Source organism: Proteus sp. PR00224 (assembly GCF_016238105.1).
Taxonomy (GTDB): Bacteria; Pseudomonadota; Gammaproteobacteria; order Enterobacterales; family Enterobacteriaceae; genus Proteus.
Genome location: NZ_JAEHQU010000003.1, coordinates 554526 through 577381, shown reverse-complemented (window position 1 = coordinate 577381; position 22856 = coordinate 554526). Strand labels below are relative to the sequence as shown.

At 38.8% G+C, this 22856-nt stretch carries 19 protein-coding genes and 5 tRNA genes; 2 read left to right on the top strand and 22 right to left on the bottom strand.

The genetic code is table 11. The features are described from left to right. Nucleotides 1-25: 25 nt before the first annotated feature. The 6 genes from JEP71_RS08560 to ffh form a co-directional block, all read right to left on the bottom strand. Nucleotides 26-1120 carry a 3-deoxy-7-phosphoheptulonate synthase gene (locus tag JEP71_RS08560; protein WP_100158633.1) on the bottom strand — a complete coding sequence of 365 codons (1095 nt, stop codon included), beginning with the start codon at nt 1118-1120 and terminating at the stop codon, nt 26-28. 406 nt (nt 1121-1526) lie between these two features. After that, nucleotides 1527-1880, bottom strand: a complete 354-nt coding sequence (gene rplS, locus JEP71_RS08555; RefSeq protein WP_023580978.1) for a 50S ribosomal protein L19 — start codon at nt 1878-1880, stop codon at nt 1527-1529. Between the two features lie 52 nt (nt 1881-1932). Next, nucleotides 1933-2685, bottom strand: a complete 753-nt coding sequence (trmD, locus tag JEP71_RS08550; RefSeq protein WP_109374397.1) for a tRNA (guanosine(37)-N1)-methyltransferase TrmD — start codon at nt 2683-2685, stop codon at nt 1933-1935. A 39-nt stretch (nt 2686-2724) separates the two neighbouring features. Further along, a complete protein-coding gene (gene rimM, locus JEP71_RS08545) occupies nt 2725-3270 on the bottom strand; it encodes a ribosome maturation factor RimM (protein ID WP_109374398.1) in 546 nt (181 codons plus the stop codon). 18 nt (nt 3271-3288) lie between these two features. Beyond that, on the bottom strand, nt 3289-3537 hold the full coding sequence (rpsP, locus tag JEP71_RS08540; RefSeq protein ID WP_004244772.1) for a 30S ribosomal protein S16: 249 nt from the start codon (nt 3535-3537) through the stop codon (nt 3289-3291). Between the two features lie 137 nt (nt 3538-3674). Continuing rightward, nucleotides 3675-5036: a signal recognition particle protein gene (gene ffh / locus JEP71_RS08535; protein ID WP_023580979.1), complete on the bottom strand. Its 1362-nt coding sequence runs from the start codon at nt 5034-5036 to the stop codon at nt 3675-3677. Between the two features lie 173 nt (nt 5037-5209). Here ffh and JEP71_RS08530 point away from each other — a divergent pair, with 173 nt between their 5' ends. After that, on the top strand, nt 5210-6010 hold the full coding sequence (locus tag JEP71_RS08530; RefSeq protein ID WP_069367097.1) for a cytochrome C assembly family protein: 801 nt from the start codon (nt 5210-5212) through the stop codon (nt 6008-6010). Nucleotides 6011-6044: 34 nt separating this feature from the next. Continuing rightward, nucleotides 6045-7319 (top strand): HlyC/CorC family transporter, encoded by a 1275-nt coding sequence (locus tag JEP71_RS08525; protein ID WP_196534253.1) that lies wholly within the window; start codon nt 6045-6047, stop codon nt 7317-7319. Between the two features lie 44 nt (nt 7320-7363). Here the strand turns inward: JEP71_RS08525 and JEP71_RS08520 are convergent, their stop codons facing one another. From JEP71_RS08520 to JEP71_RS08445, 16 genes are all read right to left on the bottom strand, one after another. Next, a complete protein-coding gene (locus JEP71_RS08520) occupies nt 7364-8113 on the bottom strand; it encodes a hypothetical protein (protein WP_198626086.1) in 750 nt (249 codons plus the stop codon). Between the two features lie 193 nt (nt 8114-8306). Continuing rightward, a complete protein-coding gene (gene luxS, locus JEP71_RS08515; RefSeq protein ID WP_109374402.1) occupies nt 8307-8822 on the bottom strand; it encodes an S-ribosylhomocysteine lyase in 516 nt (171 codons plus the stop codon). Between the two features lie 162 nt (nt 8823-8984). Beyond that, nucleotides 8985-10565, bottom strand: coding sequence for a glutamate--cysteine ligase (gene gshA, locus JEP71_RS08510; protein ID WP_109374403.1), 1581 nt, complete (start codon nt 10563-10565; stop codon nt 8985-8987). Between the two features lie 185 nt (nt 10566-10750). After that, a tRNA-Arg gene (locus JEP71_RS08505) sits at nt 10751-10827 on the bottom strand. Between the two features lie 51 nt (nt 10828-10878). Next, nucleotides 10879-10955 (bottom strand) — tRNA-Arg (locus JEP71_RS08500). Nucleotides 10956-11010: 55 nt separating this feature from the next. Then, a tRNA-Arg gene (locus tag JEP71_RS08495) sits at nt 11011-11087 on the bottom strand. Nucleotides 11088-11176: 89 nt separating this feature from the next. Beyond that, a tRNA-Arg gene (locus tag JEP71_RS08490) sits at nt 11177-11253 on the bottom strand. A 9-nt stretch (nt 11254-11262) separates the two neighbouring features. Continuing rightward, nucleotides 11263-11355, bottom strand: a tRNA-Ser gene (locus JEP71_RS08485). A 466-nt stretch (nt 11356-11821) separates the two neighbouring features. Further along, nucleotides 11822-12010: a carbon storage regulator CsrA gene (gene csrA / locus JEP71_RS08480; protein ID WP_004244778.1), complete on the bottom strand. Its 189-nt coding sequence runs from the start codon at nt 12008-12010 to the stop codon at nt 11822-11824. Between the two features lie 221 nt (nt 12011-12231). After that, complete coding sequence (gene alaS, locus JEP71_RS08475; RefSeq protein ID WP_196534255.1) at nt 12232-14859, bottom strand: alanine--tRNA ligase; 2628 nt, start codon at nt 14857-14859, stop codon at nt 12232-12234. A gap of 894 nt (nt 14860-15753) precedes the next feature. Continuing rightward, nucleotides 15754-16824, bottom strand: coding sequence for a recombinase RecA (gene recA, locus JEP71_RS08470; protein ID WP_099075159.1), 1071 nt, complete (start codon nt 16822-16824; stop codon nt 15754-15756). Nucleotides 16825-16931: 107 nt separating this feature from the next. Continuing rightward, the gene (gene pncC / locus JEP71_RS08465; protein WP_198620975.1) at nt 16932-17438 is read right to left on the bottom strand and encodes a nicotinamide-nucleotide amidase; all 507 of its coding nucleotides are present in this window, start codon (nt 17436-17438) and stop codon (nt 16932-16934) included. Nucleotides 17439-17474: 36 nt separating this feature from the next. Next, nucleotides 17475-18674 carry a lysophospholipid transporter LplT gene (gene lplT, locus JEP71_RS08460; RefSeq protein ID WP_198626085.1) on the bottom strand — a complete coding sequence of 400 codons (1200 nt, stop codon included), beginning with the start codon at nt 18672-18674 and terminating at the stop codon, nt 17475-17477. Next, on the bottom strand, nt 18674-20833 hold the full coding sequence (aas, locus tag JEP71_RS08455; protein ID WP_198626084.1) for a bifunctional acyl-ACP--phospholipid O-acyltransferase/long-chain-fatty-acid--ACP ligase: 2160 nt from the start codon (nt 20831-20833) through the stop codon (nt 18674-18676). The genes lplT and aas overlap by 1 nt, the downstream gene beginning before the upstream one ends. A 103-nt stretch (nt 20834-20936) precedes the next feature. Next, nucleotides 20937-21449, bottom strand: a complete 513-nt coding sequence (gene aroL, locus JEP71_RS08450; protein ID WP_198620978.1) for a shikimate kinase AroL — start codon at nt 21447-21449, stop codon at nt 20937-20939. Nucleotides 21450-21594: 145 nt separating this feature from the next. After that, nucleotides 21595-22848, bottom strand: coding sequence for a glutamate-5-semialdehyde dehydrogenase (locus JEP71_RS08445; protein WP_196534260.1), 1254 nt, complete (start codon nt 22846-22848; stop codon nt 21595-21597). Nucleotides 22849-22856: the final 8 nt, after the last annotated feature.

Below are 22856 nucleotides of genomic sequence, written 5' to 3'. Positions count from 1 at the left end.
ATGCTTGCCTCTTTTTTCTTTATGATTAACTAACTTTTTTTAACTGAGCTTCACGCTGAACCAAAATCGGGGAAAGTTGAGCATGTAAATTTCTTAATACTGACTCCGTTGTTTCCCAACTAATACACGCATCTGTTACTGAGACACCGTATTTCATTTCACTACGAGATTGCTCTGACGATTGATTGCCTTCATTAATATGGCTTTCTAACATAATGCCAGTGATTGATTCATTACCTTTAGTAATTTGCTCAATCACAGAATCAACCACCGCTGTTTGACGACGGAAATCTTTATTAGAATTACCATGGCTGCAATCAATCATTAATGATGGTTTTAATCCTGCTTTTACCATTTGAGCTTCACACTGAGCAACATCTTCTTCATGGTAGTTTGGTGTTTTTCCACCACGTAAAATAACATGACCATCAGGGTTACCTTGTGTTTGTAATAAACAAACCTGCCCTGATTGATTAATTCCCATAAACCGGTGTGGCATAGAAGCCGCTTTCATCGCGTTAATCGCAGTATCTAAATTACCATCTGTTCCGTTTTTAAATCCAACTGGCATTGAAAGCCCTGATGCCATTTCACGGTGAGTCTGAGATTCTGTTGTTCTGGCTCCAATTGCAGACCAACTAAATAAATCACCTAAGTATTGTGGATTGTTAGGATCTAACGCTTCAGTCGCTAGAGGCAAACCTAATTGTACAAGCTCAGTCAATAGCTTACGGGCAATATGTAACCCTTTTTCCATCTCAAAGCTACCATCCATAAATGGATCGCTGATTAAACCTTTCCAACCAACAGTTGTACGAGGTTTTTCAAAGTAGACACGCATCACAATATACAGACTATCACTTAATTCAGACGCTAAGACTTTCAGGCGTTTTGCGTAATCTAACGCAACATCGACATCATGAATGGAACAAGGCCCACATACCACGAGTAAGCGAGGATCACGACGTTGGACAATTTCAGAAATTGTTTGACGTGACTGAGCAATGGCATGCAGATCATTGCGACTCAATGGGTATTTTTGTTTTAACTCTTCTGGAGTAATTAAAACCAGCTCTTCGCTGATATTCACATTATTGAGTGCGTCTTTTTGCATGATCATAATCTTTACCTTTTTTATATCTGTCATTGTGATTTTTGTGTGTCTGAAAGATAAGATAACACGCAATGTAAAGAAATCAATCCATATTTTTAATAATTTTGACAGCAATGTAATCATATCTTTACGATTAATGTTTTTGATACAAATAAACAATAAATAACAATTAGTTACAATAAAGAGAGAGAGCATAAATAATGTGATGAAGATTGAATTAAAATACCATTTTGTAAAAATATATTTACAGATTGTCTTTTAATGAATCTCGACATATGAAGAATAGATAAGATAGGGATATAGAGGTAAAAGAGGTAAAAACTAACAAGCAGTATTTTCAACATGGGGTGATATAAAAAAGGTCAGCAAATGCTGACCTTTTAACAATAACTTTCGGATGTGCGAAAGCGTATTATTTAGCGTTAAGACGCTCTTTAATACGAGCAGCCTTACCTGAACGCTCACGCAGGTAGTACAGTTTAGCTTGACGAACCGCACCACGACGTTTCACAGTGATGCTATCTACGACTGGAGAGTGAGTTTGGAATACACGCTCAACACCTTCGCCATTAGAAATTTTACGAACAGTGAATGCAGAGTGCAGACCGCGGTTACGAATAGCGATAACCACGCCCTCGAATGCCTGCAGACGTTTTTTAGAACCTTCAACAACCCATACTTTAACTTCTAAAGTGTCACCAGGACGGAATGAAGGAACATCTTGCTTCATCTGTTCTTGTTCGATTTGTTTAATAATATTGCTCATAATAACTCTCTTACCCTAGGTAAACTGATATTAATGACATCTTGTGTCAGACTTACTCTGCTGTTCCTGACAGATGTTCCTGTTGGAACTCTGTTAACAGCACTCTTTGCTCGTCAGTCAGAGCTAGGCTTTCCAGAAGCTCAGGTCTTCTTAGCCAGGTTCGACCCAGTGATTGTTTCATGCGCCAGCGATTAATATGAGCATGGTTGCCTGACAGTAAAACTGCCGGAACTTCCATACCATCTAAAACCTCTGGGCGAGTATAGTGAGGATGATCCAGTAAACCTTCAGCAAAAGAATCTTCTTTCGCAGAGGCTGCATGTCCGAGAACACCCGGTACAAAGCGCGCTACTGCATCTATCATTATCATGGCAGGTAATTCCCCACCACTTAATACGTAATCACCTACAGACCACTCTTCATCGATTTCAGTCTGAATGACACGCTCATCTATACCTTCATACCGACCACAAACCAGAATTAACTTCTCATTTGTTGCCAGTTCACAAACTCCTTGTTGATCGAGTTTGCGTCCCTGAGGTGATAAATAAATCACCTTTGCTCCATCACCTGCCGCAGCTTTCGCTTGATGAATGGCTTCCCTTAAAGGTTGTACCATCATCAACATACCAGGACCACCGCCATAAGGACGATCATCAACGGTATTGTGTCTGTCGTATGTAAAATCTCGGGGATTCCAACATTCTACATTGAGCAGACCATGCTTCACTGCCCGACCAGTCACCCCGTACTCGGTTATAGAGCGGAACATTTCTGGAAATAGGCTAATTACCCCAATCCACATTTTTGTGTCCCACTATTGAGAACCGTTAACCGGAATAATCTAAAAACCAGGATCCCAATCAACGATAATTTTTTTCGCTGAGAGATCGACTTTCTTGATAACCTGCCCATCAAGAAACGGGATTAGCCGTTCCCCGGCACCGAACGCATCTTTCAGATTAGCTTTAATGACCATGACATCATTTGAGCCCGTTTCCATCATGTCAGTAACGACACCCAGATCGTAGCCTTTGTCAGTTTCTACATGGCACCCCATCAGATCTTTCCAGTAATATTCACCTTCAAGCTCTGGAAGTTGCGAAGCATTCACAACAATTTCAAAATTAGTCAGGATATTAGCCGCATCTCTGTCATCAATACCTTTTAGCTTGACGATAATATCTTGGTTGTGATGTTTCCAACTTTCAATTTCAATAGTTTCCCACTGTCCATGACGTTGAATAAACCACGGTTGATATTCAAAAATGTTTTCGGCGTGTTCGGTGGAGGAAAAAACTCTGAGCCAACCACGGATCCCGTAAGGTGAACCTAATTTACCCATTACAATAGGTTCTATAGGTTCTTTTAAGGTTTTTTGTTCGCTCATTGTTACCACCGCGACAGATTAAGCGCTTTTCTTCGCTGATTTGATCAGGCCAGCAACACGTTCTGAAACTGTTGCGCCTTGAGCAACCCAGTGTTCAACACGGTCTACGTCTAAACGTAATTCTTCTGCATTACCGGTTGCCAGTGGGTTATAAAAGCCTACACGCTCAATGAAACGACCATCACGTGCATTGCGGCTATCGGTTACTACTACTTGGTAAAACGGACGCTTTTTTGCGCCGCCACGAGCTAAACGAATTGTTACCATAACATCCTCATTAGTTAATAAAACAACCAGACGCCATCGAGGAACGGAGTCCGGTTGTCATATAAAAAGCCCGAAAAGTTTACTCACTTTGGCGAAAAAAGCAATCCAAAGCACGTTTTTTTTCAGGCTTTTTGATTTTATCGGCCTGGGAATCCAGGTGGCATCATACCTTTCATGCTACGCATCATCTTAGCCATGCCACCTTTTTTCATTTTTTTCATCATACGTTGCATATCATCGAACTGTTTTAATAAACGGTTGACGTCTTGCACTTGTGTTCCTGAACCCGCTGCAATACGGCGTTTTCTAGAACCTTTGATGATTTCTGGTTTTTGGCGTTCTTTTTTAGTCATGGAATTAATAATCGCTTCCATTTTCACTAAAATTGAATCATCCATTTGTGATTTTACTGCATCTGGCACCTGAGACATACCCGGCATTTTGCTTAACATACTCGCCATGCCGCCCATGTTTTTCATCTGCTTTAATTGATCTAAAAAATCATTTAGATCAAAGCCATCACCTTTTTTAAGCTTTGTCGCTAGCTTTTCAGCTTGTGCTCTATCAACTTTGCTTTCAATGTCTTCAATTAAAGACAGAACATCACCCATGCCTAAAATACGAGAGGCAATACGATCTGGGTGGAAAGGTTCTAAGGCTTCTGTTTTTTCCCCAACACCGAGGAATTTAATTGGCTTACCCGTGATATGGCGAATGGATAATGCTGCACCACCACGCGCATCACCATCAACTTTGGTTAATACAACCCCTGTTAATGGCAATGCTTCATTGAATGCTTTTGCTGTATTTGCCGCATCTTGACCCGTCATGGCGTCAACAACAAACAGGGTTTCAACTGGATTAATGGCTTTATGGAGAAGTTGGATCTCTTCCATCATGCCTTCATCTACGTGTAAACGACCTGCCGTATCCACCAGCAATACATCATAGAATTGAAGTTGTGCATGTTTTAATGCATTACTTGCAATTGTGACTGGATTTTCTTGAACAGTTGAAGGGAAGAAATCAATGCCAACCGTTTCGGCTAACGTTTCAAGCTGTTTAATCGCTGCTGGGCGATAAACGTCAGCAGAAACAACAAGAACTTTTTTCTTCTTTTTCTCTTTTAAGAATTTACCTAGTTTTGCGACACTGGTTGTTTTACCGGCACCTTGCAAACCTGCCATTAACACAACAGCTGGCGGTTGCGCTGATAGATCAAGGTCAGTATTCACTTCCCCCATCGCATTGACGAGTTCATTTTGAACAATCTTCACAAACTCCTGACCCGGTGTCAGGCTTTTGTTAACTTCATGCCCTACTGCGCTCTCTTTGACGCGCGCAATAAAATCACGAACCACAGGTAAGGCAACGTCAGCTTCTAATAAAGCCATACGTACTTCACGCAGTGTCTCTTTGATGTTTTCTTCGGTCAGTCTTCCTCGACCGCTTATATTGCGCAATGTGCGCGATAGTCTGTCACTTAAATTCTCAAACATTATCTTAGCTCAGTGTTAAAGTTGGGCTTATCGGTCATGTATGCCACCGATTATATCACGATGACTCGCGGATCTCTGCATAGAGATTTAAGCTTAATGACTTCAATAGTTGGAGCCGTATGCTCCTAGCGCTATACTAGGAAGTTATTCAAACAATATATGTAAGCGAAACTATGCCCGTTATATCAATCTCTATCGTCGCTGTCTGCGCTTATTTACTCAGTCTGGTGCTGTTTTTGCCCGGTCTGTTACGAAAAGAGCAGAATGGATACCGCGGATTAGCTCTACTATTTGCGGTAATTGCACTTATTGCACATGCCATTTCATTAAAATTTTTAATTTTCCGCCCCCACAGCGGACAAAATCTTTCACTCACCAATCTAGGTGCAATTGTGAGCCTGATGGTCTGCGTTATCATGACGATTGTGGCTTCTCGTGGCCGTGCATGGTTCTTGCTGCCTATTGTTTATTGTTTCGCAATAGTCAATCTTGTTATTGCAGCGCTGATGCCGGGTGAATTTGTTACACATCTTGAAAGTAGCACATCACTCTTTATTCATATTGGGCTGGCTTTATTAAGCTATGCCACACTGTTAATTGCCGCTCTATATGCTTTACAACTTAGTTGGCTCGACTATCAACTAAAAAATAAGAAACTAAAATTCTCACCTCAAATGCCACCATTAATGTCAATTGAGCGTAAAATGTTTCATATCACACAAGTAGGTGTCGTATTGCTGACACTGACCTTATGTACAGGTTTGGTGTATATGGATAATATTTTTGGTAAAGAAAATATCCATAAATCTATTTTCTCTATCATTGCTTGGTTTGTTTACATCATTTTATTATGGGGACATTTCCGAGAAGGATGGAGAGGAAAGAAAGTCATTATCTTTAATTTGATTGGCGCTATTATTTTGACATTAGCTTTTTTCGGTAATCGTTTATTACAAGAGTTAGTGCTTAATTAATTTTCTATTTTAGGGTAGCAAAAGGATCTCAATTTTGGAGCATGTGTCGACAACTACGCTCATTATCATACTTGTATGTATGATTATTGCCTCAGCTTATTTTTCTGGGACTGAAACCAGTATGATGACGATTAATCGCTATCGTCTTCGTCATGCTGCAAAACAAGGAAATCGCTCTGCAAAACGTGTGGAAAAATTATTACAACGTCCTGACAGATTGATTAGTTTAGTATTGATTGGCAATAATCTGATTAATATTGTTGCGTCTGCACTAGCTACCATTGTTGGTATGCGTTTATATGGTGATGCAGGTGTAGCAATAGCCACGGGTGTGCTGACCTTTATTATCCTTATTTTTGCTGAAGTGCTTCCAAAATCAATCGCGGCACTTTATCCAGAGCGCGTTGCTTATCCAAGTAGTGTTATTCTTTCTCCTTTGCAAAAAATGATGCTGCCTATTGTTTGGTTTTTTAATAAAATCACATTAATACTCATGCGTATTTTTGGTATCAAATCCCCAATAATACAGGGAAATGCAGTCTCAAAAGAAGAATTGAGAACTATCGTTAATGAATCTAAATCAAAGCTTTCGCAAAGAAATCAGAACATGTTGCTGTCGATTTTAGATTTAGAAAAAGTGACGATTGGCGATATTATGGTACCAAGAAATGAGATTTTTGGTATCGACGTCAATGACGAATGGAAATCTATCGTAAGACAATTAACTCATTCTCCACACGGTCGAATTGTGCTTTATCGTGACACTCTCGACGATGCAATTGGTATGTTACGAGTACGAGAAGCTTATCGCTTAATGACAGAGAAAAAAGAATTTACTAAGCAAATTCTGATGAAAGCGGCCGATAAAATCTACTTTATTCCAGAAAGCACACCATTAAACCTACAACTCGTCAACTTCCAGCGTAATAATGAAAAAGCGGGTGTTGTGGTTGATGAATATGGTGAGATTCAAGGTTTAGTCACTGTTGAAGATATTCTTGAAGAGATTGTTGGTGACTTTACTACCTCGATGTCCCCATCTTTAGCTGAAGAAGTTATTCCTCAAAAAGACGGTTCATTATTAGTCGATGGTACAACAAACATTCGAGATATCAATAAAGCTTTTGGTTGGCATTTACCTGAAGATGAAGCTCGAACGATCAACGGCGTCATTATTGAAGAGTTGGGAGACTTACCTGTTGTAGGTAATAAAATAAAAGTGAGTGACTACGAATTTGAAATACTTGAAGTTCAAGATAACGTCATTAAAAAGGCATTAATTCGCCACCTTTCAATCCCACATCATTAATGCATACAAAATAAGCGCCTTCTAAGGCGCTTATTTCCTACTGTTTATCCTAGCTCAAATCGTAATTTGCTATTACGAAAATCAAACTCTCTGGCGGGTTTCATATAGAAAGGTTCTATCGCTTGCTCTTGTATTAATTTTGCAGGTTTTAATTGTTGATAATCAGAATAGAAACCATGATTTTTGACCCACATAACTAAGTTTAATGCAGGCTGATAAGAATAATCAGCACCATACTCTTCACGCCGACAAATAAAACACGCAGTTTCTCCTTTATTCAAAGTAAGAGAAAGGGACTTGCGTGGAAAATTAGTAATAAGCGCCTCCTCACCGTTTATCGCTTCAATATTAAAATGATGAGGTGCTAAGCTACAAATATTTTCATATTTTAACTGTGAATTATCGCCACTATAACTGTTTGTTTTAATTTTATCTTGTTGAAAATACCAATGATATTGCTCTTCTTCTTTTTCTTTATAAAGATAATCACCACTTATTTTTATTATGGTATTTGTTTGTGGTTTAATGATTTTGGCAAATAATTCAGTATTGAGTTCAGACGATAGCAATAATAAATCAGGCTTGATAATAAGCTCTGGTTCACACTGAGAGCGTTTAACATACTTTTTGTGGACTCGTTCAAAGTAACGATATTCAAGTGCTTTAGAACGTCCTTGATAGAAAAAGGCATCTTTAGGAAATTGGGTACGCAATGTGCCTTTACCTACAAAATAAAATTCTCGAACAAAAAACTCTAACACTAATTTAGGTGATGAGAATTTGCGATTTTCCATAACAAAAGTGTACTCCGTGTATTAAGCATAAATTTAATCCATTACTGTGCTAACAATATAAGAAGATAAGAAAATAAAACAATGGAGTAGAGAAAAGAAAAATAATAAAGGAGATAAAAATAAAAAAGAGACAATAAATCAGGATGCGAATTTCTTGATCTATTGTCCCCTAATTTTATGAAGTGGCAGTGACTTAAATATGTAGCTCTTTTAAAGTCTCTTCAGGTAGTGCTAATTCATCGTTATGATTAATGCCAATACTATGAGATAAAATATCTCGTGCAATATCTTGTGCTTCTGTCAGTGAGTGCATTTCATAGGTACCACATTGGTACACATTCAGTTCTGGGATATGGTTTTGATCTTTTACTTTCAAAACATCTTCCATTGCCGCTTTCCATGCATTAGCTACACGTTGCTCTTCAGGTTGTCCAATTAAGCTCATGTAGAAGCCTGTACGGCATCCCATTGGGGAAATATCAATTATCTCAACACCATCACCATTAAGATGGTTACGCATAAATCCAGCGAACAGATGCTCTAGAGTATGAATTCCTTTCTCAGGCATGGCTTTTTTATTTGGCACAGTAAAACGTAAATCAAATACCGTGATGGTATCACCTGATGGCGTTTTCATTGTTTTAGCAACGCGTACAGCAGGTGCTGACATACGTGTATGGTCAACAGTAAAGCTATCCAATAAAGGCATAAAAAACCTCCTAAGAAAAATTTAAATATTTTTAAGAAAAAATGAAACTTTCTGCAAGTAGCCTGGTCTTAGTAATGAATACGCGCAAATTGTTATCATCCCTATTTCTCTATAGAATTTTTTAGCCACACAAATCTTAGTGTGGCTTTTTTCTATCTAAGTTTAGGAAGCCACGTTATCGGTGTTTGTCCCCGCATGGATCTTCAAATACTCATCAAAAGAAATGGTATCACTCTTTTCTAACTCTTCTTGACGTTTTATGGATGAAATTCTCTCATGATCAAAAGCTTCATCGGTTAACGTTTCATAAGGTGTTTTAATTAATTCTTGGTAATATTCTTCAGCTAAAGACAAGCCGAAACCACCAATGCCTTGCGTTTTAATTTTATCTAAAAGTCTGCCAGAGAAAGTTAATTCAGGATTATCAAACATTTCTTCTAACTTAACGCAAACTTCCATATATTTAGTGCCTGAACAGCAATCAAGAACATTAGCAACACGTTCTAAATCAGCAAATAAGGCTTTACCCACTTGCGCTAATGGCTCTTTTCTTTCACCACAACCCATTCCAATAACTTGACCTGGCTTACGTCCTTCTAGAATAACGTTATTCCAATTTGAACGGCAGCACGCTAATTCAGAGGCGCTCATCTCTGGAGCATCAGCTAATACACACCAGATCAGGAATAAATCAAGGAAGCGAATTTGAGTTTCGTCAACGCCAATTGGCGTAAATGGATTGATATCAAGTGAACGAACTTCGATATATTCAATACCACCACGTAATAACGCATCAGAAGGTGATTCATCCCCTTTAACCACGCGTTTAGGACGAATAGGCGCATAGAGTTCATTTTCAATCTGCAACACATTGGTGTTTAACTGAATATATTCACCGTTTTTCTTAACACCTAATTTAGCAAACTCTTCAGAAGGCTTATGAATCGCTTTTTTCAGCCCTTTGACATACGTTTCAAGATGATTAAAGGTGATATCTAAATCGCTTTGAGATTTATTGGTATACCCTAAATCACTTAAACGTAATGAAGTTGCATAAGGTAAATACTTCGCCCCTTTAGGAGTGCTTTCAAATGGTAGATTTGTTTCTCTTCCTTTTAAGAAAGATCCACAAATTGCCGGTGATGCACCAAAGAAGAATGGAATGATCCAGCCAAAGCGATAATAGTTACGAATAAGACGTAAGTAACCATCAGAAATCGCCTCTTTCCCACTCTCTTCATCTTTTACATTTGCCCATGCTTGCCAAAATTCGATAGGCAGTGAGAAGTTGTAATGCACACCTGAAATAGTTTGCATTAACGCGCCATAACGATTTTTAAGCCCTTCACGATAGAGTGTTTTAAAACGCCCAACATTAGAGGTACCAAATTGAGCCAAGGTAATCTTATCTTCGGCTTCAATAAAGCAAGGCATACTCATAGGCCACATACGTTCATTATCTAAGTGACGAGCTGTATAGCGGTGTAAATCACCTAAAAAATGCAAGGTATGTGCAATGTTGTCATCAACAGGTGTAATAAACTCTAATAGAGACTCAGCAAAATCAGTTGTGATCCATTTATGAGTTAATGATTTACCTAATGAAATAGGATGCTCTGTTGATGCTAAATTGCCTTCTGGCGTAACTCTTAAAGTTTCACGCTCTATACCACGGTGGATGCCACATAAAACTTTAGGGTGTGCTTCCAACCAAGAAAGCGCTTTTGATACGTCCGGGATCAAAGGTGACCTCCCGCGTTGATTGATGTTAGTAAATAGATAGGAGTTACTTTATCGCAAAGTCACTAAATTGTCGCTGATTAGATGATGTTAGCATTGTTAGTTGGTGCTAAACAAAGACGTTATATTATGAAAAATAATAGAATGGTAGAAAGCAAAAAGCCCCGCAATAAGCGAGGCTTTTAAGATGGTGCATCCTGGAGGATTCGAACCTCCGACCGCTCGGTTCGTAGCCGAGTACTCTATCCAGCTGAGCTAAGGATGCGGGTCTGACGTTTTTGCTAGAAATAATAAACTAAAGAGATCTAATAAAAGATGGTGCATCCTGGAGGATTCGAACCTCCGACCGCTCGGTTCGTAGCCGAGTACTCTATCCAGCTGAGCTAAGGATGCATCGTAGTTACTTTTCTAGCTGCTCATATTGCAATTAGCAATCTGAGTAATGAGATGGTGCATCCTGGAGGATTCGAACCTCCGACCGCTCGGTTCGTAGCCGAGTACTCTATCCAGCTGAGCTAAGGATGCGCCGTTTTAATACTTTACGCTTTTAATGCAAATTATTCACCATTTGCACCAAAATAAAAACCCCATACATTAATCATGGGGTTGGAATATGGTGCATCCTGGAGGATTCGAACCTCCGACCGCTCGGTTCGTAGCCGAGTACTCTATCCAGCTGAGCTAAGGATGCAAATCTAAATGGCGGTGAGAGAGGGATTCGAACCCTCGATGCAGCTTTTGACCGCATACTCCCTTAGCAGGGGAGCGCCTTCAGCCTCTCGGCCATCTCACCATATTTAGAACCACTCGAAGAAGTTCTTACTGAACATCTCGTCTCTGTGTGGCGCACATATTACTTTCTCAGCCTAAGAAGTCAAACAATTTTTCTCAACTTTTTACGAATATACGTTTGTTTGAACACTTCACAAACAAACTGATGCGTTTATCATCAAGATTGGCTAAAAAAGTTCTAAACACAATGATATCGCTGATGAAAAATCATTCAAGTATTTTATTCTCTTAGTAAATAAATTCATTCACACATCAAATAATTGTGAAGCGAATGATTAGAGGTAAAAAGACTTTCAATTCTGTCAATCAGAATAAACGGATAGTGCAATAATAAATACAGTTCAAGGAGAACGAAGATAGGAACAAAGATAGGAATCAAAAGTCTTATAAAGAGAAAAGCGCCCAAACCCGGCAAAAGTGTGGACGCTTACGAATGAATTGTAACTGACTAAAAAATGGGAATTGATTTAGTAGTTATCAGTAGGCTGAGTTTTCTCGGCCTGAATTCGTTGATAGATCTCTTCACGATGGACTGATACTTCTTTGGGTGCGTTTACGCCAATCCGTACCTGATTACCTTTAACCCCTAAAACGGTTACGGTCACATCATCGCCTATCATAAGCGTTTCACCAACTCGACGAGTTAGAATAAGCATTCTTTGCTCCTTGAAAATTTACAAGAGTCGGGTCTCTAGAATTTCCCGGCCATTATCCATCATACATTGTCAATTCGTATAATCATTATTTATCACAAGTAACTCATACTTCATAACAAAATATAAATTTAGTGATTGATTATTTAACGGATTATCAATATCTCTATAAGGCGTTATCCCGATACAAACAGGGATAGCGCCTTTTTTCAGGTTGCTATCGCTTACAGATGCGATTCAACCCACTCGTCAACACTTGCCAAAGCAGCAGGTAAGGCTTCAACGTCAGTACCACCAGCTTGAGCCATATCAGGGCGACCGCCACCTTTACCGCCAATTTGCTGTGCTACAAAACTAATTAGCTCACCCGCTTTAACTTTAGCAGTTAAATCTTTAGTGACCCCAACAATTAAGCTCACTTTACCATCAGAAATAGTAGAAAGCACAATAATTGCAGAACCTAATTGATTTTTTAAATCATCAACCATTGTTCTTAACATTTTCGGCTCAACACCATTAAGCTCACGAACTAAAAGTTTGATACCTTTCACGTTTTTAGCTTGGCTACCTAAAGAGGAACTCTCTTGGGCAGCTTGCTGATCTTTTAGTTGTTGGAGTTCTTTTTCTAATAAACGATGTTTTTCTTGGACTGTTTTGATTCTTTCGACCAAGTTTGTACCATCACTTTTTAGAACTTGTGCAACAAGAGAGATGAGATCTGATTGTTCATGAATACTCTCAATTGCTGCAATACCCGTAATCGCCTCAATACGACGAATACCAGCCGCAGTACCTGACTCACTGACAATGCGGAATAAACCAATATCACCCGTTCTAGAAGCGTGAGTACCACCGCAAAGCTCAGTAGAGAAGTCACCCATAGTTAAAACACGAACTCGTTCGTCGTATTTTTCACCAAAGAGTGCCATCGCACCTTTTTCTTTCGCATCTTCAAGATCCATTAACTCAGTGACAACTGGTGAGTTAAGACGGATTTGCGCATTTACAATATCTTCAACTTCCCGTAATTGTTCTGGTTTAACAGCTTCAAAATGAGAAAAGTCAAAACGCAGATATTTATCGTTAACTAAAGAACCTTTTTGCGTAACATGCGTACCCAGAACTTGACGCAATGCTGCGTGTAATAAGTGCGTCGCAGAGTGATTTAAACGAATAGCATCACGGCGAGCAGTATCAATGGCTGCATTGATTTTATGGTTAACAATAAACGACCCTACGTTAACTTTACCAATATGACCAATAGCTTTACCGTATTTTTGCGTATCTGTGACTTCAAACAGGCTATCTTTACCTGTTAGAACACCTTTATCACCAACTTGACCACCAGACTCTGCATAAAATGCGGTTTTATTTAAGAAGATAATACCTTCTTCACCTGCTTTTAATTCAGTGACTGATTGTCCGTTATGGAAAATAGCGGTAATTGTGCCCTGCTGTTCATCATGCTCATAACCAGAGAACTCACTGCGACTATCCACTTTGATTAAACTATTATAGTCAGTACCGAAACCGCTGGATTCACGAGCGCGTTTACGTTGCTCTTCCATCGCGACTTCAAAGCCTTTTTCATCAACTTTGATATTTCTTTCACGACAAACATCGGCAGTTAAATCAAGAGGGAAACCATAAGTATCATAAAGACGGAAAGCGGTTTCACCTGGAAGAACGTCATCTGTTAATTGAGCAAGCTCTTCATCTAATAATTGCAGACCACGTTCTAACGTGCGAGCAAACTGCTCTTCTTCCGTTTTTAATACTTTTTCAACGATATCTTGTTGGCGTTTTAATTCTTCACCCGCTTCTGCCATAACTTCAATTAATGGAGCTACTAACTTATAGAAGAAGGTATCTTTAGCGCCAAGCATATAACCATGACGTACTGCACGACGAATAATACGACGCAGAACATAGCCACGGCCTTCATTAGAAGGGATAACGCCATCGCAAATAAGGAATGAACAAGAACGAATATGATCGGCAATAACACGTAATGATTTATTTTCTAAATCTGTTGCATTAGTCACTTGTGCAACTGATTTAATTAAAGAACGGAATAAATCAATGTCATAGTTAGAGTTTACATGCTGTAAAACAGCGGTAATACGCTCTAATCCCATTCCTGTATCAACCGATGGTTTTGGCAATGGATCCATTGTGCCATCTGATTGACGGTTAAATTGCATGAAAACGATGTTCCAGATCTCAATATAGCGATCGCCGTCTTCTTCTGGTGAGCCTGGAGGTCCGCCCCAAATGTGGTCACCATGGTCATAAAATATTTCAGTACAAGGTCCACAAGGGCCTGTGTCACCCATTTGCCAGAAGTTATCTGATGCAAATGGTGCCCCTTTGTTATCACCAATACGGATTATTCTTTCTGCTGGAATACCAATTTCTTTATTCCAAATATCATAAGCTTCATCATCTGTGGCATATACCGTTACCCAAAGTCTTTCTTTAGGTAAATTGAACCACTCTTTGCTTGTTAATAATTCCCAAGCAAAATTGATTGCATCATGTTTGAAATAGTCACCAAAACTGAAATTACCTAGCATTTCAAAAAAGGTATGGTGACGAGCGGTATAACCCACATTTTCTAAATCGTTATGTTTACCACCAGCGCGCACACAGCGTTGCGCGGTTGTCGCTCGGGAATAAGGTCTATTATCCAATCCAAGAAATACATCTTTGAATTGGTTCATCCCTGCGTTTGTAAACAGCAATGTTGGATCGTTATTTGGAACCAAAGAACTGCTAGGTACTATTTGATGTCCTTTAGTATGAAAAAAGTCGAGAAACGCCTGACGGATCTCAGCGGTGCTTTTGCTCATAATTATCCCGAAATCAAGCTGGAAAAACAGAAATTAGAAATCTAGTTAGAGGAGGTTTATTGTTACCTCTACTTAGCCAACGAATACATAAGTAGGGATAAGATAGAATTTCTTCTGTCAGAAGTAAAACCCCCGATAAACTTATTCGTGTTGACATTGTAAATCGTCTAGTTTTTTTCTGAAAGTGGGATTGTTATCTGAGAATGGGACTTTTCTCTATTTAAGAGCAATTATCTTGGGAAATGTTAGTAACTTAAAGTATTTTCATTTTGTAATTATTAAAAAGTATTTGTTATTACTGATTTTTTATGGGATTACTCTCTATACGTTTATGCTCTCTGAATAATCTCTTTTTCTCATAGCAATTAGTAATAAACACATAAGCGTTATTACTTAAATAAGATATTAAGAGCACGATAACTTACTAAAATAAAAGCGCTTATCAGTATAAAATTCACCTTACATCTCAACAAACCTTTAAATACAATTTAAATTAGATCCAAATATATTGAATATATTTATCTTTATATCTCAATTATTTATTATCTGGTGCAACCAGACTATCGTAATGATTCTTATTTTCATTATTTATTAGCAAGGATATATCACCAAAATTTCACTATATAAAATTTCATACAACTGTAAAAAATAGGTTAGTAAAAAATATCGTTATATTAAATAAAGTAGTGTTAAAGGCTATTTTTTAGGGGAAGAAAGCAAAATAAGACTAATTTTAACTCTCTTTTGAACAAAAAATACGACATACAGCAAAAAGGAAGCCGTTTTAGAGCTTCCTTTTTTAAGTGAGTTAAATCACATTAATTGACTAGTGGTTTACAACTACGATAATCGTAATATGTTTTAATACACATTCAATTTAGACATTGGAAAAAATTATTCTTCTGTTTCTTCAATATCTGCTGCATTATCACTATCGTTAGTAAAATCAGCTGCGCTAGTAAATTCGCCTGCATGATTTAATAACATTTCACGTAATTTAGTGTTTAACTCATCATACATTTCAGGGTGTTCTTTCAGGTAAGTTGTTGCATTGGCTTTACCTTGACCAATTTTCTCACCATTGTAGCTGTACCATGCGCCAGCTTTCTCTACCAATTTATGTTTAACACCTAAATCAATCAATTCGCCAAAGGTATTGATACCTTCACCATACATAATTTGGAATTCAGCTTGTTTAAATGGCGCTGCAATTTTGTTTTTCACCACTTTAACGCGTGTTTCACTACCAACAACTTCATCACCGTTTTTAACAGAACCGATACGACGAATATCTAAGCGAACAGATGCGTAGAATTTAAGTGCATTACCACCTGTTGTAGTTTCTGGGTTACCAAACATAACACCGATTTTCATACGAATTTGGTTGATGAAAATAAGCAATGTGTTGGAGTTTTTCAGGTTACCCGCTAATTTACGCATGGCTTGGCTCATCATACGAGCTGCTAAACCAACGTGCGAATCACCGATTTCACCTTCAATTTCTGCTTTTGGCGTTAAGGCAGCAACGGAGTCAACAACGATAACATCAACAGCACCAGAACGAGATAACGCATCACAAATTTCTAAGGCTTGTTCACCTGTATCAGGCTGAGAACATAGCAGGTTATCAATATCTACACCTAGTTTTTTAGCGTAGATAGGATCTAAAGCGTGTTCAGCATCGATGAATGCACAAATTTTGCCTTCACGTTGAGCAGCAGCGATAACTTGTAGAGTTAACGTTGTTTTACCAGAAGATTCTGGGCCATAGATTTCAACAATACGGCCGCGTGGTAAACCACCAGCACCTAAAGCAACGTCTAATGATAAAGAACCTGTAGAGATGGTTTCAACGTTCATGGAACGATCTTCGCCCAGACGCATGATAGACCCTTTACCAAATTGCTTTTCAATTTGACCAAGTGCTGCGGCCAATGCTTTTTGTTTGTTTTCATCAATAGCCATGTTATCTCCCTCTGGGCAGTGAAGCATAAATATGGGTCACTACCATTAAAACGTATATGATTTTGCTTGTTGAAATTCATTATACTGTATAATCATACAGTATCAAGTTAATTATTAATAATTTCTTTAAGGATTGATTTTAAAGAAAAAATAACAGATACCGCTCTTACCTGCTCTCGTGAACCACTGAATATACAGTGTTTTGCCGTAGTTTGAATACCTGTTGGTGTTTTCATTGCAAAGCCAAACCAAACTAAACCAACGGGTTTTTCTTCGCTACCACCACCAGGGCCAGCAATACCGCTAACAGACACTGCAAAATCTGCATTAGCGGCTATCAGTGCTCCTTTAGCCATTTGAAGAACGACTTCCTCGCTCACCGCGCCGTATTTAAGCAAAGTTTGTTCATCAACGCCTATCATTTCATGCTTTGCTTCATTGCTATATGTTACAAAGCCACGGTGATAATATTCAGAACTTCCTGCAATATCAGTGATAACTTTCGCAATCCATCCGCCAGTGCAAGATTCAGCGGTTGTTATCGTGCTCTTCTTTTCAAGTAACGCTTTACCCACCTCAATACTTAGGCGGGTCATTTCATCGTAATTTATCATTAAGGTTCATCTAACCTCTATTCTAAATCTCACTGTTTAAGATTTCTTTCTGGTGCAATCCCATAACCATAGACCACCAATTGCTATGGCAAAAATAGCACCAAACCCAATTCCGATAGCAACGACAGAGACACCAATGCTCGTCACCAGTGAGAATAATCCAAGCATTAATAGCATTGCCGTATTTTCACCTAGGTTTTGTACAGCAATAGCATTACCAGCACCTACACTGTGCTTTCCTTTGTCTTGTAATAGCGCATTCAATGGCACGACAAAGAAACCACCAAAAACACCGATGATGATAAGAATTAGGTAAGATGGAATAATTGAGGTTTGCAATGAAAAGTAAACAACACCAAGACCAATTAAAATACCGGCAGGCATACAGCGGCGTACTGTTTTCAGTGTTACAAATTTAGCGGCAAGCCCCGCACCGACTACAATACCAATGGCAACCATCGCATTTAATATAGTCGGTGTCGTATTATCAGTCATACCTAGAGCAATAGGTACCCACTGAACAAGTAAAAAACGCAATGTAACCCCTGCGCCCCAAAACATGCTGGTTCCCACTAAAGAAAAACGACTTTCTTTATCAGCCCATAAGGTACGCGTTGCCTCAAGAAACTGTGTGAACATTTTTTTAATGTTCCAACCTCGCCCGATTTGAGCCGCTGATAATTTGGGTATACTAAAGTTAACAAATACCGCTAAAGCATACATTGCAGCGCAAACACCTAATGCAAGCACAATGCTCCAATCTGAGAGCAAACCACCAATCACTGAACCTAATAAAATAGCAGCAATCGTTGATGCTTCCATTAAACCATTAGCTTTTACTAAGCGTTCACCATCGGTAAGTTCGCCTAAAATGCCATATTTAGCAGGAGAATAAACAGCAGCACCAATTCCCACTAGAGCATAACCAAGGAAAGGATCTGAGCCGACACAGATAAGAAATGCACCTACGAATTTTAAAAGGTTCCCACTGAGCATTACCCTACCCTTAGGATTACGATCAGCAAACTGCCCAACAAAAGGTGCTAAAAGAATAAAAGCCAGCACAAATACCATTTGTAAAACAGGTTGGCTCCACTCAGGGTAAAGCGCCGATTTAAACTGAGCGAGGATCGCAAACAATAATGCATTGTCAGCAAAAGCAGAAAGAAATTGCGATATCAATACCGCTTTCATTCCTCTACTCATTAAGGGGGGCTGACTAATATTCTCTGACATTAGTTATTTTCCTGTTCAGCAAGTTTTTTCAATGAGACAAAATCCGTTTTCCCACTTCCTAAAACAGGAATTTCTTTGATAAAACGAATATCCTTTGGTACAGCAATTTCAGCAACACCTTCCGATTTTGCCAATGCTGATAGCGTACTACGATCTAATTGCTTATCGGTTGTAAACAGAACTAATGATTCGCCTCTACGTTTATCACTTATTGTCACAACAGCGTGTTCACCTTTAGAGGCTTTACGTGCAAGTTGCTCAACACCTTCAAGAGAAACCATTTCACCCGCAATTTTTGCAAAACGTTTTACACGCCCTTTAATAGTACAAAAACCTTCACTATCAATAGCAACAATATCACCAGTGTCGTACCAACCTTCTTCGTCAATACCGTCAGCATTGGTTGCGACAGGGACTTCCAATTTTTCAGGTGATTCTACACGTAAGTATCCCATCATTACGTTAGGACCACGAAGTTGTAATCTACCGCCTTCGGTAATACCACTCATTGGAATTAAACGCCCTTCCATACCCGGCAATAAGCGCCCTACTGTATGAGCTTTGGCACTCATAGGTACGTTGATTGACACAACAGGTGCGCATTCTGTTACGCCATAACCTTCTAAAATACGAATACCGAATTTCTCTTGCCATAAAACACGCGTTGATTCAGAGAGCTTTTCAGCCCCAGCAACCACATATCTAACTCTGGCAAAATCATAAGGATGGGCAAACTTTCCGTAGTTTCCTAAAAAGGTTGATGTACCAAATAACACCGTACAGTTTTGGTCATAGACTAATTCAGGTACAACTCGATAGTGTAACGGGCTTGGATAAAGAAAAACGCGTGCGCCCAAGCAAATTGGAGTTAGCAAGCAAGCAGTTAAACCAAATGCATGGAATAACGGCAATGCTGACATAAATTTGTCTTTCGGGGAAAAATCAGCAATAGCACGAATTTGATCAACGTTAGCCAATAAACTTGAATGGCTGTGAACAACACCTTTAGGCGTACCTTCAGAGCCTGATGTAAATAGAATAACGGCTGCATCATGTGCATCTTGCGGTAACATCGCTTTTTTAGGCGTAATAAGATGTTTAATTACCCAACGTTTATCTTCGCTGGTGACAGTATCTTTTAGATCCTCAAGATAAATCCAATTAGCTTCAGGGGTTTGCTCAGGAATATGTAATAAATTCCCTTTTTCTAGAAACTGGCGTGATGTAAAGATGGTTTTGATTGATGCGGCTTTCATCGCATTTTGTACACCTAAACTACCTGCCGTGTAGTTTAGCATTGCCACAACACGTTGACGCATTGTTGCACCTAATAGTGCAGCCGCAGTTACTGTTGTATTTGGAAGCAATAAGCCTATACGCTCTTTAGGTTCAGTGTAGCGCTCAATCAATCGACTGATCCCTAACGTTTTTTTCAGTAATCCTTGATAAGAATCTTCTTTTAGGTTGATATCAGAAATTAGCGGGCTAAATCGACCATATTGAGACATTGCCTGTAAAAATGCTTCATACAGCGTGATATTAGGACGTGTTTGCATGATGGCTTCCATCATGATGTCACGCATGGCTTCACCCGCTAATCGGCGACGCTCAGAAGATTTTTCAGCTTTTGGCATCGGCAAATCAACAGCAGGAAGCACCTTGATGGTGATTTTAGGAAAGAATTGAGACTTTACTCGTAAGCTTTTACGTACTCGTGAAAAATAGCTGAATTCAGCCCCTTCAATTCTAACAGGAACAACTTTAGCGCCTGATTTTGCGGCAATAAAAGCAGCACCTTCATAAATTTTCATTAAACCATTTGTTACAGTGATCCTTCCTTCTGGGAAAATCACAACTGGGCGGCCTTTATCCACTTCTTTAACTAACTGACGCACGGCCATTGGGTTAGCGGGATCTAAAGGTACGATATCGGCATAACGACCTAACCATCTTGTCGTTTTTGCAGAAGCAACAGAGGTATAAACAGCAAATACAGGATTAATAGGCAGGAATAAACGTAATAATATACCGTCAATAAAAGAAGTGTGATTTGGTGTAATTATACATTTTTCATATTGTGAAAACTGATTAACAAGTCCTTCAATTCTTATTCTAAATAAGAATTTAAATAGTGTTTTAAAAAACGCTATCAACATCATATCCATATCTCATTTTGCTATAATTAGCCTTACTATAAATAGGATGTGATGAAAATAAAATAGATGTTCCCTGTTTTATCCTTTATATCAGACGACTTCTTAATTATTTCGTGAGTTTTGCGAGAATTGCCTCAATAATCTCATTTATAGGTAATCCCGCATCAACAATGATATCAGCACATTGCAAATATAAAGGTTCACGTTTAGCCAAAACGTCATTCATTTCTGAAACTAACGTTTTACCTGTCAAACTTGGTCTTTGTGCTTCATTTGGATCTTGGGACAAACGCTTAACTAAAGTTTCAAGAGATGCCCGTAAATAAATAGTAACACCTGAAGATTTCATATAAGCACGATTTTGATCTGCTAAAATCATACCACCACCCGTTGAGATAACTTGGTTAGGCTGACTAACTTGGACTAATGCTTCTGATTCAGTTTGACGAAAAAAATCCCAACCTTTCTCTTGAACCATTGAAGATATAGTTTGTTGATATTTTTGAGTTATCCAATCATCCGTATCAATAAATCTATAATCTAAAGTGAGGGAAAGTGCTTTACCTACTGTTGTTTTTCCTGCACCTCTAGGTCCGATAAGGTAAATTGTACTATCCATAAAATGCACTATCTCCATAGTGTGTTCCCTTTTAGGGGTGTAATTAAAAATTTACATACTGTAAAGTATGAAATATCATACCTGATGTAACAAAAAAATAAAGCCACACTTTAGAAAAGTATGGCTTATTTAATCATCTTAACACTTAGCTACGAATTGTATTATCACCGTAACCAATCCATTTATAGGTCGTTAAGGCATCTAATCCCATTGGCCCTCTAGCATGTAATTTCTGTGTACTAACAGCAACCTCGGCACCTAAACCGAATTGTCCACCATCAGTAAAACGTGTACTTGCATTAACATACACAGCAGCAGAATCAACTTGGCGAACAAAGCGATCAGCATTAGAGATAGATTGCGTTAAAATAGCATCAGAGTGTGCAGTACCATAACGGCGAATATGGCTAATAGCCTCAGTTAACCCACTCACTACTTCTACATTTAAATCAAGTGATAACCATTCATCGCAATAATCAGCATCTTTCACATCAACAACAGTAGCTCCGCCTTTTTTTAACCCTGCTAATGCCTTCTCACTTGAATGCAAAGTCACCTTTTGAGCTGCCATAGCATCACTTAGCTGTGGTAAAAATAGATCTGCAATCTTTTCGTGTACTAAGAGCGTTTCTAAAGAGTTACACGCGCTTGGACGTTGTACTTTCGCATTTACGATAACTGTTAATGCTTTTCCTAAATCCGCACTTTCATCAACAAAAGTATGGCAAACGCCGATACCACCAGTAATAACTGGAATGGTTGATTGTTCACGGCAAAGTTTATGCAACCCTGCACCACCTCGTGGAATAAGCATATCAATATACTCATCCATTTTTAGCATTTTAGCGACTAACTCACGATCAGGCTTATCAATCGCCTGAATAGCACCAGCAGGAATACCACATTTTTCTAATGCTTGCTGAATAACAGCAACAACCGCTTGGTTAGTATGATGAGTTTCTTTTCCACCACGAAGAATAGCCGCATTACCTGTTTTCAAACATAAAGAGGCGACATCAATTGTGACATTAGGGCGAGCTTCATAAATAACACCTACAACCCCCAACGGCACACGGCGACGCTCTAAACGTAAACCGCTATCTAGCATACGGCCATCAATAACTTGACCCACAGGATCTTCTAAGCGACACACTTGTCGTACATCATCTGCAATGGCTTTTAAACGTGCAGAATTTAGTAATAAACGATCAAGCATAGCGGCATTAATATTGGCTTCACGAGCCGCTTGCATATCTTTTTCATTTGCTGCAAGAATTGAAGCTTCTTGTTGTTCTAATAAATCAGCCATAACTAGTAATGCCTGATTTTTTTGCTCTGTTGATAGTTGAGCTAAATGCCAAGATGCCTCTCTTGCCGATTTACCCATTTGTTCTAACATCAGAAGGC